14 protein-coding genes are annotated in these 14,134 nt (G+C 56.9%); 9 read left to right on the top strand and 5 right to left on the bottom strand.

Annotation, left to right across the window (positions count from 1 at the left end; all coding sequences use genetic code 11):
• Positions 1–47: 47 nt before the first annotated feature.
• The 9 genes from pheS (at position 48) to selO (ending at position 9,201) form a co-directional block, all read left to right on the top strand.
• A complete protein-coding gene (gene pheS, locus AX755_RS18840) occupies positions 48–1,031 on the top strand; it encodes a phenylalanine--tRNA ligase subunit alpha (RefSeq protein WP_013097003.1) in 984 nt (327 codons plus the stop codon).
• Positions 1,032–1,046: 15 nt separating this feature from the next.
• Complete coding sequence (gene pheT, locus AX755_RS18835) at positions 1,047–3,434, top strand: phenylalanine--tRNA ligase subunit beta (RefSeq protein WP_062857252.1); 2,388 nt, start codon at positions 1,047–1,049, stop codon at positions 3,432–3,434.
• A gap of 4 nt (positions 3,435–3,438) precedes the next feature.
• Entirely contained in the window at positions 3,439–3,738 is a 300-nt protein-coding gene (gene ihfA / locus AX755_RS18830; RefSeq protein ID WP_013097001.1) for an integration host factor subunit alpha, read from the top strand.
• 103 nt (positions 3,739–3,841) lie between these two features.
• Positions 3,842–4,822 (top strand): vitamin B12 ABC transporter permease BtuC, encoded by a 981-nt coding sequence (gene btuC, locus AX755_RS18825; RefSeq protein WP_038419164.1) that lies wholly within the window; start codon positions 3,842–3,844, stop codon positions 4,820–4,822.
• 22 nt (positions 4,823–4,844) lie between these two features.
• Positions 4,845–5,396, top strand: a complete 552-nt coding sequence (locus AX755_RS18820) for a glutathione peroxidase (protein ID WP_020688363.1) — start codon at positions 4,845–4,847, stop codon at positions 5,394–5,396.
• Positions 5,396–6,151: a vitamin B12 ABC transporter ATP-binding protein BtuD gene (btuD, locus tag AX755_RS18815; protein ID WP_062857251.1), complete on the top strand. Its 756-nt coding sequence runs from the start codon at positions 5,396–5,398 to the stop codon at positions 6,149–6,151. Before AX755_RS18820 ends, btuD begins: the two co-directional genes overlap by 1 nt.
• Before the next feature lie 74 nt (positions 6,152–6,225).
• On the top strand, positions 6,226–6,690 hold the full coding sequence (locus AX755_RS18810; RefSeq protein ID WP_023620702.1) for a C40 family peptidase: 465 nt from the start codon (positions 6,226–6,228) through the stop codon (positions 6,688–6,690).
• A 293-nt stretch (positions 6,691–6,983) separates the two neighbouring features.
• The gene (locus AX755_RS18805) at positions 6,984–7,694 is read left to right on the top strand and encodes an EAL domain-containing protein (RefSeq protein ID WP_020688361.1); all 711 of its coding nucleotides are present in this window, start codon (positions 6,984–6,986) and stop codon (positions 7,692–7,694) included.
• Between the two features lie 64 nt (positions 7,695–7,758).
• Positions 7,759–9,201, top strand: a complete 1,443-nt coding sequence (selO, locus tag AX755_RS18800; protein WP_062857250.1) for a protein adenylyltransferase SelO — start codon at positions 7,759–7,761, stop codon at positions 9,199–9,201.
• A 39-nt stretch (positions 9,202–9,240) separates the two neighbouring features.
• Here the strand turns inward: selO and AX755_RS18795 are convergent, their stop codons facing one another.
• From AX755_RS18795 to AX755_RS18775, 5 genes are read right to left on the bottom strand one after another with little or no spacing between them, the layout of a single operon-like run.
• Positions 9,241–10,011, bottom strand: coding sequence for a 3-hydroxybutyrate dehydrogenase (locus tag AX755_RS18795; protein ID WP_062857249.1), 771 nt, complete (start codon positions 10,009–10,011; stop codon positions 9,241–9,243).
• Between the two features lie 10 nt (positions 10,012–10,021).
• Positions 10,022–11,413 (bottom strand): GntP family permease, encoded by a 1,392-nt coding sequence (locus AX755_RS18790; protein ID WP_013096992.1) that lies wholly within the window; start codon positions 11,411–11,413, stop codon positions 10,022–10,024.
• Between the two features lie 43 nt (positions 11,414–11,456).
• Positions 11,457–12,638, bottom strand: a complete 1,182-nt coding sequence (locus AX755_RS18785; protein WP_062857248.1) for an acetyl-CoA C-acetyltransferase — start codon at positions 12,636–12,638, stop codon at positions 11,457–11,459.
• Between the two features lie 9 nt (positions 12,639–12,647).
• Positions 12,648–13,304: a 3-oxoacid CoA-transferase subunit B gene (locus tag AX755_RS18780; RefSeq protein ID WP_062857247.1), complete on the bottom strand. Its 657-nt coding sequence runs from the start codon at positions 13,302–13,304 to the stop codon at positions 12,648–12,650.
• A gap of 2 nt (positions 13,305–13,306) precedes the next feature.
• Positions 13,307–14,014 carry a CoA transferase subunit A gene (locus AX755_RS18775; protein WP_062857246.1) on the bottom strand — a complete coding sequence of 236 codons (708 nt, stop codon included), beginning with the start codon at positions 14,012–14,014 and terminating at the stop codon, positions 13,307–13,309.
• Between the last annotated feature and the right edge of the window lie 120 nt (positions 14,015–14,134).

Genomic DNA, 14,134 nt, shown 5'->3' with positions numbered 1-14,134 from the left:
AATACGTCCACCAAATCGGTGTCTGTACCGACATAATGAGGAAAATCATGTCACATCTCGCAGAGCTGGTTGCCAGTGCAACAGCCGCCATTAATCAGGCCTCAGATGTTGCCGCGTTAGACAATGTCCGCGTCGAATATTTGGGTAAGAAAGGGCATCTGACCCTTCAAATGACTACCCTGCGTGAGTTGCCGCCGGAAGAGCGCCCGGCAGCCGGTGCGGTGATAAACGAAGCCAAAGAGCAGGTGCAACAGGCTCTGAACGCGCGTAAAGCGGCGCTGGAAAGTGCCGTGCTGAATGCGCGTCTGGCGGCAGAGACGATCGATGTTTCTCTGCCTGGGCGCCGTATCGAAAACGGTGGCCTGCATCCGGTGACCCGCACCATCGATCGTATTGAAAGTTTCTTCGGTGAGCTCGGCTTTACCGTGGCGACTGGCCCGGAAATCGAAGATGATTACCATAACTTCGACGCTCTGAACATTCCAGGCCATCATCCGGCACGTGCTGACCACGACACTTTCTGGTTCGACGCCACCCGTCTGCTGCGTACTCAGACCTCTGGCGTACAGATCCGTACCATGAAGGAGCAGGAACCCCCGATCCGTATCATTGCACCGGGCCGCGTCTACCGTAACGATTACGATCAGACCCACACCCCAATGTTCCACCAGATGGAAGGGCTGATAGTTGATAAAAACATCAGCTTCACCAACCTGAAAGGCACGCTGCACGACTTCCTGAACAACTTCTTTGAGGAAGATCTGCAGGTTCGTTTCCGTCCGTCCTATTTCCCGTTCACCGAACCGTCTGCGGAAGTGGACGTGATGGGCAAAAACGGCAAATGGCTGGAAGTGCTGGGCTGCGGCATGGTGCATCCGAACGTACTGCGCAACGTGGGTATCGACCCGGAAGTTTACTCCGGTTTTGCGTTCGGGATGGGCATGGAGCGTCTGACCATGCTGCGTTATGGCGTGACCGATTTGCGTGCATTCTTCGAAAACGATCTGCGTTTCCTCAAACAGTTTAAATAAGGGCAGGACAGAACAATGAAATTCAGTGAACTGTGGTTACGCGAATGGGTGAACACCACGCTGGACAGCGAAGCGCTTTCCAACCAGATCACCATGGCGGGTCTGGAAGTTGACGGTGTAGAGCCGGTTTCTGGCGCCTTCACCGGCGTGGTCGTGGGCGAAGTGGTTGAATGCTGTCAGCATCCTAACGCTGATAAACTGCGCGTCACCAAAGTTAATGTGGGTGGCGATCGTCTGCTGGATATCGTCTGCGGCGCGCCAAACTGCCGTCAGGGCCTGAAAGTGGCCGTGGCGACTGTCGGCGCCGTGCTGCCGGGCGATTTCAAAATTAAAGCGGCCAAACTGCGTGGTGAGCCGTCTGAAGGCATGCTGTGCTCGTTCTCCGAGCTGGGTATTTCCGACGATCACAACGGCATTATTGAACTGCCGCTGGATGCGCCAATCGGCACCGATATCCGCGAATACCTGAAGCTCGATGACAACACCATCGAAATCAGCGTGACGCCAAACCGTGCGGACTGCTTAGGGATTATCGGCGTGGCCCGCGATGTTGCGGTGCTGAACCAGACCGAACTGAACGCGCCGGAGATCGCCCCGGTTGCTGCTACCATCAGCGACGTGCTGCCTATTCAGGTAGACGCGCCTGAGGCCTGCCCACGCTACCTCGGTCGTGTGGTGAAAGGTATCAACGTCAAAGCGCCAACCCCGCTGTGGATGAAAGAAAAACTGCGTCGCTGCGGTATCCGTTCTATTGATGCGGTTGTTGACGTGACCAACTATGTTCTGCTGGAACTGGGTCAGCCAATGCACGCGTTCGATAAAGATCGTATCGACGGCGGGATTATCGTGCGTATGGCGAAAGAGGGTGAAACCCTGGTTCTGCTGGACGGCAGCGAAGCAAAACTGAATGCCGACACGCTGGTGATTGCCGATCACGGCAAGGCGCTGGCGATGGGCGGGATCTTCGGTGGCGAACACTCTGGCGTGAACGATGAAACGCAAAACGTTCTGCTGGAATGTGCCTTCTTCAGCCCGCTCTCTATTACCGGTCGCGCACGTCGTCATGGTCTGCACACCGATGCCTCTCACCGCTACGAGCGCGGCGTTGACCCGGCGCTGCAGTACAAAGCGATGGAACGTGCGACCCGTCTGCTGATCGACATCTGCGGCGGCGAAGCGGGCCCGGTTATTGATGTAACCAACGAAAACACCCTGCCGAAGCGCGCGACCATTACCCTGCGTCGCAGCAAGCTGGATCGCCTGATTGGCCACCACGTTGCCGATGCACAGGTCACCGATATTCTGAAGCGTCTGGGTTGCGACGTGACGGAAGGGCAGGACGAGTGGAAAGCCGTTGCGCCGTCATGGCGTTTCGACATGGAGATTGAAGAAGATCTGGTGGAAGAAGTGGCCCGCGTCTACGGCTACAACAACATCCCTGACGAGCCGGTACAGGCCGGTCTGGTGATGGGCTCCCACCGTGAAGCCGATCTCTCCCTTAAGCGTGTGAAAACCATGCTGAACGACAAAGGTTATCAGGAAGTGATCACCTACAGTTTTGTCGATCCTAAGCTGCAGCAGCTGATCCATCCAGGCCAGGAAGCGCTGATCCTGCCAAGCCCGATCTCCAGCGAGATGTCGGCAATGCGCCTGTCTCTGTGGACCGGCCTGCTGGGCACGATTGTCTACAACCAGAATCGTCAGCAAAACCGTGTGCGAATTTTCGAAAGCGGTTTGCGCTTTGTGCCGGATAATCAGGCAAATTTAGGCATCCGTCAGGATCTCATGCTGGCTGGCGCCATCAGCGGTAATCGCTATGAAGAGCACTGGGACCTGGCAAAAGGCACGGTTGATTTCTACGATATGAAGGGCGATCTGGAAGCGATTCTCGATCTGACCGGTAAATTATCTGAAATTGAATTCCGTGCAGAAGCCATTCCGGCACTCCATCCGGGTCAAAGTGCGGCTATCTATTTAGCGGGCAAACGCATTGGTTTTATTGGCGTTGTTCATCCTGAGCTGGAACGTAAACTGGACCTGAACGGCCGTACCATCGTGTTTGAGCTGGAATGGAGTCCGGTTGCAGACCGCGTGATTCCACAGGCGCAGGACGTCTCTCGCTTCCCGGCAAACCGCCGTGATATCGCGGTTGTGGTCGCTGAAAACGTGCCTGCAGCAGATATTTTGGCCGAGTGTAAGAAAGTTGGCGTAAATCAGGTAGTTGGCGTAAACTTATTTGACGTGTACCGCGGCAAGGGCGTAGCAGAAGGTTTCAAGAGCCTCGCTATCAGCCTTATCCTTCAGGATACCAGCCGTACACTCGAAGAAGAGGAGATTGCCGCTACCGTCGCCAAATGTGTAGAGGCATTAAAAGAGCGATTCCAGGCATCATTGAGGGATTGAACCTATGGCGCTTACAAAAGCTGAAATGTCAGAATATCTGTTTGATAAGCTTGGGCTTAGCAAACGGGATGCCAAAGAGCTGGTAGAGCTGTTTTTCGAAGAGATCCGTCGTGCTCTGGAAAATGGTGAGCAGGTAAAACTCTCCGGCTTTGGCAATTTTGATTTGCGAGACAAAAACCAACGTCCGGGCCGTAACCCGAAGACGGGGGAAGATATTCCCATTACAGCCCGCCGCGTGGTGACCTTCAGACCCGGACAGAAGTTAAAAAGCCGTGTCGAAAACGCAACGCCCAAAACAGAGTAATATGAACTAACTAAAAAGGCCGCTTTCGCGGCCTTTTTTCTTTGCTCTCGCTGGCAAACCCGCCGTAAAATCAATTACATCTCACGCTAATAAAACCGTACACATGCTTGATTTTGCCCATCGCCAACAGCGTTCCGATCGACGCCGCCTGCTTTTGCTGGTGCTGCTGCTTTTTGTTGCCGCCGGTTTCAGCCTGTGTGCCGGCGACCAGTGGCTAAGCCCGGCACGCTGGTTTGGTCCTGAAGGGCAGCTTTTCGTCTGGCAAATTCGTCTGCCGCGCACGCTGGCGGTGATCCTGGTCGGTGCCGCGCTGGCGCTCTCAGGCACCATTATGCAGGCGTTGTTTGAAAACCCTCTGGCAGAGCCGGGGCTGCTCGGTGTCTCAAATGGCGCCGGTGTAGGGCTGATTGCCGCGGTGATGCTCGGCGGTGGGGCGCTTTCCCCCTGGGGCGTTAGCCTCAGCGCCATTCTCGGGGCATTGCTGATCACCCTTATTCTCCTGCGCTTCGCACGACGCCATTTATCAACCAGTCGGCTGCTGCTTGCCGGGGTTGCGTTGGGGATCATCTGCAGCGCGTTGATGACCTGGGCTGTCTACTTCTCCACCTCGTTCGATCTGCGTCAGCTGATGTACTGGATGATGGGCGGGTTTGGCGGCGTAGACTGGCGGCAGGGCTGGCTGATGGTGCTGCTGGTCCCGGTCATACTGTGGGCGGGCGTGCAGTCGCAGCCGCTGAATATTCTCGCTCTTGGTGAAACCTCAGCCCGCCAGCTTGGGATGCCGATTGGCGTCTGGCGCAATGCGCTGGTGATTGCAATTGGCTGGCTGGTGGGAGTGAGCGTGGCGCTGGCGGGGGCGATTGGCTTTATCGGGCTGGTTATCCCGCACATGCTGCGTCTGTGTGGCATCACCGACCATCGAATCTTACTTCCCGCCTCGGCAGTGGCCGGTGCGGCAACGCTGCTGGTGGCGGATATCATCGCCAGGCTCGCCCTGAACGCCGCTGAGTTGCCCATCGGTGTGGTCACCGCCACGCTGGGCGCGCCGGTGTTTATCTGGCTACTATTAAAAGCTGGACGTTAAATCGATAACCTGAGGAAATGCTATGCAGTCTGATATTCTGAATACCGAAGTGACCACCATCGACGGGGACAAAACCACCCTGGAACGCTACAAAGGCAACGTGTTGCTCATTGTGAACGTGGCCTCCAAATGTGGTCTGACGCCGCAGTACGAGCAGCTGGAGAACATTCAGAAAGCCTGGGAGAAAGACGGCTTTACCGTGCTGGGCTTCCCGTGCAATCAGTTCCTGGGTCAGGAGCCGGGCAGCGAAGAGGAGATCAAAACGTTTTGCAGCACCACCTATGGCGTGACGTTCCCGATGTTCAGCAAAATTGATGTGAATGGCGAAAATCGTCACCCGCTGTATGCCAAACTGGTGGCCGCCGCGCCGACCGCCGTGGCACCGGAAGGCAGTGGCTTTTACGAGCGTATGGCCAGCAAAGGGCGAGCACCGCTCTATCCGGACGACATCCTGTGGAATTTCGAAAAATTCCTGATTGGTCGTGACGGCCAGGTCGTTCAGCGTTTTTCTCCGGATATGACGCCTGAAGATCCTATCGTCATGGAGTCAATCAAGCTGGCGCTGGCGAAATAATGACGCAGCTGATGCAGCTCACGGACGTTGCCGAGACGGGGCGTCTGGAGCCGGTGACGGCGGCCATCCGTGCAGGTGAAATCCTGCATCTGGTGGGGCCAAACGGGGCAGGGAAGAGTACGCTGCTGGTGCGCATGGCGGGGCTGACAGTCGGGCCAGGCTTGATCACCTTGCTCGATAGCCCCCTTGGTGACTGGTCGGCGGTCGCGCTGGCGCACCGGCGGAGCTACCTTGTTCAGCAGCAGGTCCCGCCGTTTGCGATGCCGGTCTGGCACTATCTGATGCTGCATCTGCACGATAAACAGCAGACCGCGCTGCTCACCGAAGTGGCGGCAGCGTTGGGGTTAGAGGACAAACTTTCCCGGCATGCCAGCCAGCTTTCCGGTGGCGAGTGGCAGCGCGTCCGTCTGGCGGCGGTGATCCTTCAGATCCATCCGGCGGGCAACCCTCACGGGCGACTGTTGTTGCTGGACGAGCCGATGAGCGGTCTGGACGTGGCGCAACAGGCGGCGCTGGACACGCTCCTCAGCGCACTGTGTCGACAAGGCATTGCCGTGGTGATGAGCAGCCATGACCTTAACCATACGCTGCGCCATGCGCACAGCGTCTGGCTTCTGGCGCGCGGGAAGATGATTGCCAGCGGCACGCGCGATAGCGTCCTTACGCCGCCAAATCTCGCTCGTGCTTACCATATGCCGTTCCGCAGGCTGGATATCGAAGGGCATAAGATGCTGATTTCTACCGCACACGAGTAACCGTTTCTTGCCTGTTAGCGCCATTGCACGCTAAATTACGAAAAGAATAAAAAAAGCAGAGGATTCGTCTGGACATGCGATTCTGGTTTCTCATGGTGGCAGCGTTATTTCTTGCGGGATGCAGTAGCCATCGCGCACCGCCGCCTAACCCACGACTTTCAGATTCAATCACTGTGATTGCCAGCCTGAACGATCAGCTGAGCAACTGGCGCGGGACACCGTATCGCTACGGTGGCATGAGTCGCGGTGGTGTGGATTGCTCCGGCTTTGTGCTGATGACGTTCCGGGATAAGTTTGATTTGCAGCTTCCACGCGAAACGCGCAAACAGGCTGAAATCGGTACCGAAATTGATAAAGATGAGTTGTTACCCGGCGACCTGGTTTTTTTCAAAACCGGCTCGGGTGAAAGTGGTCTGCATGTTGGCATTTATGATACGGATAACCAGTTTATTCATGCCTCGACCAGTCGTGGGGTGATGCGTTCTTCGCTCGATAATGTTTACTGGCGTAAAAATTTCTGGCAGGCACGACGTATTTAGTCCGCCACCGACCACGCATTTCTGACGGCATGGCACAATTAAACCATGCCGTTTTTTTGCAAATAAGATGATTAAAGTTAAATTTACAACAAATTACTTATGTCCTTATGTGTCTGTTTTATCTAAAACTGGCTATTACGCAGCAACCAGGATAAGATTATTTTAGATTCAGGGATAAATCTGAAAATTAATACGGATCTAATGAAATTAAACTTATTAAAATCAAGACAGTGGAATTGTGTCAGCAATTGCTCCAGGATGTCCTCTCTCATCTTTAATGCGGGGCGAGTGCAATGATTATTACGTTAGATAATGCCTACCAGTCTGAACTGTTGCTCCAGCCTGCCCGCAATAATGCCGGTGAGCTTAAAGGATTAGAGGTGACGGTTAACTTTACTGGCGTCGGCAGCGATGTACGGATCCCCACTGAACTCGTTATCCCACGTCTGACACCGGCAGAAGAGTTAGCGCTGTTTCAAGAAAAACTGCAATTGCTTGATACCTGCAAACTGTTTTTTATTCAGCATCAGTTAATTGCATGGATCAATATTACACCTGTAATAGTTGAGTTTTTATTAAGTAATGGGAACGCTGTTTCAATACTTGAGCGTTATCCGTTTCTTGAGTTTACTGTTAATGAGAATTATCCAGGTTTAAATAACGGAAAAGACGATCCCGAACTGGCGAGAATGGCGATTCATTTTCCGCTGGTGCTGGCAAACTTTGGTGCCGGTGAAGCCTCGCTTAAAGCCGTTTATGATGGTTTGTTTAAACGTGTCATTCTGGACAAAGGGTTTATCCAGCAGCACGCGGCAGCGCTTTCTTTTGAGCCCTTTATGCGCGCTATTCTGTGGCAAATAACGTCACATTGTCAGTCTGTGCTCGTCGCCGGTATTGACGATCATGCCCTGTTGCAGCGCGTTTTATCCTTCAACTTTGGTGCCATGCAGGGGGCGCTGTGGCCTGCCGTAACTGCAGAGCGCGTCACCACGCTGGTTCAGTGATAACCCTTTCTTTCGCCCGTGTTTAAGTCCGGGTAAACCCTCTACACTAAAAGCAGGAGGACTTATGACCCTGTCTTTTACTGCGCACTGGCATGACGAGTTGCCGGGTTTTTATACCGCACTCAAACCAACACCATTACATCATTCCCGTCTTGTCTGGCATAACGATTCGCTGGCGAACGACCTGGCTATCCCACCGGAAATGTTCCAGCCTTCAGACGGCGCGGGCGTCTGGGGAGGGGAAACGCTGCTCGATGGCATGCAGCCCCTCGCTCAGGTCTATAGCGGACACCAGTTTGGCGTCTGGGCGGGACAGCTGGGGGACGGCCGTGGGATCCTGCTCGGCGAACAACAGCTCCCCGACGGAGAGACGGTCGACTGGCACCTGAAAGGGGCGGGTCTCACACCCTATTCACGCATGGGCGACGGGCGCGCGGTACTGCGCTCAACCATCCGTGAAAGTCTGGCGTCGGAAGCGATGCATGCGCTGGGTATTCCCACCACGCGCGCGCTGACGATAGTGACCAGTGACACCCCGGTGGTCCGCGAAACGGTAGAAAAAGGCGCGATGCTGATGCGCATTGCGCAAAGCCATCTGCGTTTCGGCCATTTTGAACACTTTTATTATCGCCGCGAGCCGGAAAAAGTACGCCAGCTTGCCGATTACGCCATCCGACGGCACTGGCCGCAGTTACAGGACGAGGCCGACAAATACCACCTCTGGTTCCGCGATGTGGTTGCCCGCACGGCAATCATGATTGCCCGCTGGCAGTCCGTAGGCTTTGCTCATGGCGTGATGAACACCGACAACATGTCAATTCTGGGGCTGACCTTTGATTACGGTCCGTTTGGTTTTCTCGATGACTACCAGCCGGGGTATATCTGCAACCACTCGGACTATCAGGGGCGCTACAGCTTTGACAATCAGCCGGCGGTGGGGCTGTGGAATCTGCAGCGTCTGGCGCAATCCCTGTCGCCGTTTATCGACGTTGATGCCCTGAATGATGCGCTCGACGGCTATCAGGAGACATTGCTGCGCGAATACGGCACGCTGATGCGCAACAAACTGGGGCTGATGACGCAGGAGAAGGGCGATAACACTATTCTGAATGGCTTGTTTGCGCTCATGGCGGGTGAGGGCAGCGACTATACCCGTACCTTCCGTATGCTCGGCCAGACAGAGCAGCATAGCGCTGCCTCACCGCTGCGCGATGAGTTTATCGACCGACAGGCGTTTGACGACTGGTTTGCCACTTACCGCGCGCGCCTGCAACAAGAGCAGGTGGATGACGCGACCCGGCAGGCGCAGATGAACGCGGCGAACCCGGCGATGGTCTTGCGCAACTGGCTGGCGCAGCGGGCGATTGAGCAGGCGGAGCAAGGTGAGTATGCAGAATTACACCGGCTGCACGTAGCGTTGCGCACGCCGTTTGCCGACCGGGACGACGATTATGTCAGCCGCCCGCCTGACTGGGGCAAGCGGCTGGAGGTCAGTTGCTCAAGCTAATGTTATGGCCGGGAAGCACAGGCTTGCCCGGCCGATACGTCACTGGGCGACCCACCCGCCGTCCATATTCCACGCCGCGCCCCGCACGTGCACGGCGCTGTCGCTACATAAAAACAGCGCCAGTTCACCCAGCTGTTCTGGCGTAACAAACTCTCCTGATGGCTGTTTCTCCGCAAGCAACTGCTCGCGCGCCCGATCCGCAGGCACACCTTCTGCGATACGTTTGTCGATCTGCTGCTGAACCAGCGGCGTAAGTACCCATCCCGGGCAGATGGCGTTAGCAGTAATACCGGTGCGGGCAGTCTCCAGCGCCAGGGATTTTGTAAAACCGACCACCCCATGCTTGGCGGCGACATAGGCTGACTTCTCTTTTGATGCCACCAGCCCATGCACGGAGGCGATATTAATGATGCGTCCCCAGTTTTTCTCGCGCATTGCAGGCAACGCCAGTCGGCTGGTGTGAAACACCGACGACAGGTTAATGGCAATAATGTCGTTCCATTTCTCCACCGGGAACGTCTCAACCGGGGCGACATGCTGTATCCCGGCATTATTGATAAGAATATCCACTCCGCCGAACTGCGTGTCGGCGTAGCGCATCATCGCGTCGATTTGCAGAGCGTCACGCAGATCTGCATCGTGATAACCCGGTTTTTTCCCCAGCCGGGCGATCTCTTCTCTTGCTGCGTCACTGTCGCCAAAACCGTTGAGGATCAGCTGCGCTCCGGCCTTTGCCAGTACGCGGGCGATGCCCAGACCAATACCGCTGGTCGAGCCGGTCACCAGCGCCGTTTTACCGTTCAGATTCATTTTATTCTCCTTACACAATGCCGGTGAGATAGAACACGGCAATGACAAAAAGCACCGCCAGACTTTTGATGATCGTGATGGCGAAAATACCGCCATAGGCCTGACGATGGCTAAGACCGGTGATGGCCAGCAGCGTAATGACCGCGCCGTTATGGGGGAGTGTATCCATGCCACCGCTGGCCATAGAAGCCACCCGGTGCAGGACCTCCAGCGGAATATTCGCGGCATGGGCGGCGGCGACAAAGCTGTCTGCCATGGCCGCCAGCGCAATGCTCATCCCACCTGAAGCCGAACCGGTGATCCCGGCGAGAACGGTTACGCTGATCGCTTCATTCAGTAACGGGTTCGGAATAGCCGCCAGCGCGTGGGATAAGACCAGAAAGCCGGGCAGGGCGGCGATAACTGCACCGAAACCATATTCCGAGGCGGTATTCATCGCCGCCAGGATCGCGCCGCTCACTGCCGTCCGGCTGCCTTCCGCCAGACGTCCCCGGATGTTGCGAAAACCAAAGATCAGCACCAGCACGATACCGGAAATCAGCGCGGCTTCCACGGCCCAGATGGCGGTGATCTTGCTGACCTCGGTCACAATCGGCTTTGCCAGTCCGGGCAGGGTCAGCTCGTGGCTGGTGCCATACCAGCCGGGGATCCAGCGGGTAAACAGCAGGTTGAGGATCCCCACCACCAGCAGGGGGGAAATTGCAATCAGCGGATGGGGAAGGTTAATGTTGTCCGGCGTTTCCGGTTCGTTTTTCAGATCCGTGCCGTAACCTTCATTGTTATTGAGCGCTTTCCGCCGCTGGCGCTCCAGCCAGAGCAGGCCAAAGCAGATAATAAACAGCGAGCCAATCAGCCCCAGCCAGGGGGCAGCCCAGGCATTAGTGCCGAAGAAGCTGGTGGGGATAATATTCTGGATCTGCGGCGTGCCGGGCAGGGCGTCCATGGTGAACGAGAACGCCCCCAGCGCCACGGTCGCCGGGATCAGCCGTTTGGGGATCCCGCTCTGGCGAAACAGTTCGGCGGCGAAAGGATAAACGGCAAACGCCACCACAAAGAGCGACACGCCGCCGTAGGTTAACAGCGCGCAGACCAGCACAATCACCGGAATGGCGTGGCGGCGGCCAAGGATTTGAATCGCTGCGGCAACAATGGAGCGTGAGAAGCCGGAGAGTTCAATCAGCTTGCCAAACACGGCGCCCAGCAGGAACACCGGGAAGTAGAGCTTGACGAAGCCCACCATCTTTTCCATAAACAGGCCGGTAAACGTCGGGCCGACAGCGCCCGGGTCGGTTAACAGCACGGCACCCAGCGCCGCAATGGGCGCAAAAAGAATAACGCTATATCCGCGATAGGCCGCCAGCATCAGCAGCGCCAGCGCCGCCAGGGCAATTAACACACTCATTGCGACTCCTTACTGTTGTTATATTCGGGTACTCACGAGAGGTTTAACGCTCGACGGTCAGCGCAATGCCTTGCCCGCCGCCTATGCACAGAGTGACCAGCCCTTTTTTGGCGTCACGGCGCTGCATCTCATGCAGCAGCGTCACAAGGATCCGACAGCCGGATGCACCAATCGGATGGCCCAGCGCGATAGCGCCACCGTTAACATTCACCTTGCGCGCATCCCAGCCAAGCAGGTTACCAACCGCCAGCGCCTGCGCGGCAAAAGCTTCGTTGGCTTCGATGAGATCCACCTCATCCAGCGTCCAGCCTGCCCGCGCCAGCGCGGTCTGGCAGGCGCTGACGGGGCCGATGCCCATTACGGACGGATCAACCCCGGTAACGGCGTAGCTCACGATCCGGCCCAGCATCGGTAGTCCGCTCGCCTGTGCTTTTTCTTCGCTCATCAGCAACACCGCGGCGGCGCCATCGTTCAGGGTGGAGGCATTCCCCGCCGTGACCGTGCCGTCCTCCTGGCGAAACGCGGGGCGCAGTTGCGCAAGCTGTTCTGCGGTGGTTCCTGGCCGGGGTTGTTCGTCATGACGAATCACCAATGGCGGCTTCTTGCCCTGTTTCACCGTTACCGGGGTAATCTCGGCCTCAAAGCGAGCAGATTCGATGGCAGACGCCGCCTTTTGCTGTGACCCGGCGGCGAAGGCATCCTGCTGTTCGCGTGAAATGCCGTACTGCCGGGCGACGTTTTCCGCAGTGATCCCCATGTGGTAATCGTTAAACGCATCCCACAGGCCGTCGACGATCATGCTGTCCTGCAGGCCTGTGTGGCCAAAACGCAGCCCGGAACGGGCGCCATCCAGTAGGTAAGGGGCATTGCTCATGCTCTCCTGACCGCCCGCGATCACCACCTCTGCGTCTCCACAGCGGATAGCCTGTGCCGCAAGCTGTACCGCCTTCAGCCCCGCGCCGCAGACCAGATTGACCGTGGTGGCAGGGGTACTGGCGGGCAGCCCGGCGGCGATAGCCGTCTGACGTGCCGGGTTTTGTCCGCAGCCTGCCGTCAGCACCTGCCCAAAAATCAGTTCGTCTGTGTCACCTGCTGAAAGCGAGCTCTCCTCAAGCAGGCGGCGTACCGCGACAGCACCAAGTTCAACGGCGGAAAGGGGAGAGAGCGAACCGCGAAAACTGCCTATCGGCGTTCGCGTTGCCCCGACTATCATGACGTTTTTCATGTTGAGTCCTCAGCTAAAGCGCATTTCGCGAACGTCGTCCGCCACGATGATTTTTCCGGCAGTTTTACTGACGATCTCGTCAATGCCGACGCCGGGGGCGTATTCCCGCAGAATGAACGCACCGTCTTTAATTTCCAGCAGGGCCAGGTCGGTTAACACCCGGCGGATGCAGCCCACGCCGGTGAGCGGTAGCGTGCAGCGCGACAGCAGTTTGGACTCACCGCTCTTCGACGCGTGGGTCATCACGACAATGATGTTCTGCGCCCCGGCGACGAGATCCATGGCGCCGCCCATGCCTTTCACCATCTTTCCGGGGATCATCCACGAGGCGATGTTGCCTTCCACGTCCACCTCAAACGCCCCGAGCACCGTGAGGTCGACGTGACCACCCCGGATCATGGCGAAGGACTGGGCCGAGTCGAAAATGGCGGCACCGGCTCGTGCGGTAACGGTCTGCTTACCAGCATTAATCATGTCGGCATCAAGGCTCTGCGCATCGGGAAATTCCCCCATCCCCAGCAGTCCGTTCTCTGACTGGAGCATCACGTCCATGCCGGCGGGGATGTAGTTCGCCACCAGCGTCGGGATGCCGATCCCCAGGTTGACGTAGTAACCGTCGCGCAGCTCGCGGGCGACGCGCATGGCCATCTGTTCGCGGGTTAACATGGTCAGACTCCCTCTGCGCGCAGCGTGCGCTGTTCAATGCGTTTCTCAAACTGGCCGACAATCAGCCTGTCGACGTAAATTCCCGGGGTGTGAATGGAGGACGGCGGCAGCTCACCCGGCGGGACAATCTCTTCCACCTCCACCACGGTTATCCGTCCTGCGGTGGCCATTAGCGGGTTGAAATTTTGCGCGGTGTGGCGGTAGATGACATTGCCGTACCAGTCCGCTTTCCAGCCTTTGATCAGCGCAAAATCGCCGGTAATGGCCTCTTCAAGGATGTAGTGCTTACCGGCAAACTGACGTACCTCTTTCCCGGCGGCCACGGGCGTGCCATAGCCGGTGGCCGTGTAAAATGCCGGAATACCGGCCCCGCCCGCGCGCACCTTTTCGGCCAGCGTGCCCTGGGGCGTCAGCTCAACCTCCAGCTCGCCGCTCAGCACCTGCTGTTCGAACAGCGCGTTCTCGCCGACGTAAGACGCCACCACCTTCCGCACCTGGCGCGTCTCCAGCAGCAGCCCGAGCCCGAAACCATCCACGCCGCAGTTGTTCGATACCACCGTCAGGCCCTGCACCTGACGGCGTTTGACTTCCGCAATCAGATTTTCAGGAATACCGCACAGGCCAAAGCCGCCCGCCAGCAATGTCATCCCGTCCGTCAGCCCCTCCAGCGCCTGCGCATAGCTGCCGACGCGCTTATCCAGTCCTGCCATAGCCATCCCTCCTGTTGTCCGTGGCGGTATCATTGGGGGCGACGACTCTTTTGTTAATTTTGAATTTGTGACCCACTCATTTGGTTTTTTTATTAATTTCCTGTTAACTAAATTTTTTCA

The sequence above is a fragment of the Enterobacter sp. SENG-6 genome (genome assembly GCF_001605945.1).
Taxonomy (GTDB): domain Bacteria; phylum Pseudomonadota; class Gammaproteobacteria; order Enterobacterales; family Enterobacteriaceae; genus Enterobacter; species Enterobacter cloacae.
This window is presented reverse-complemented; position numbering and strand designations above follow the sequence as displayed.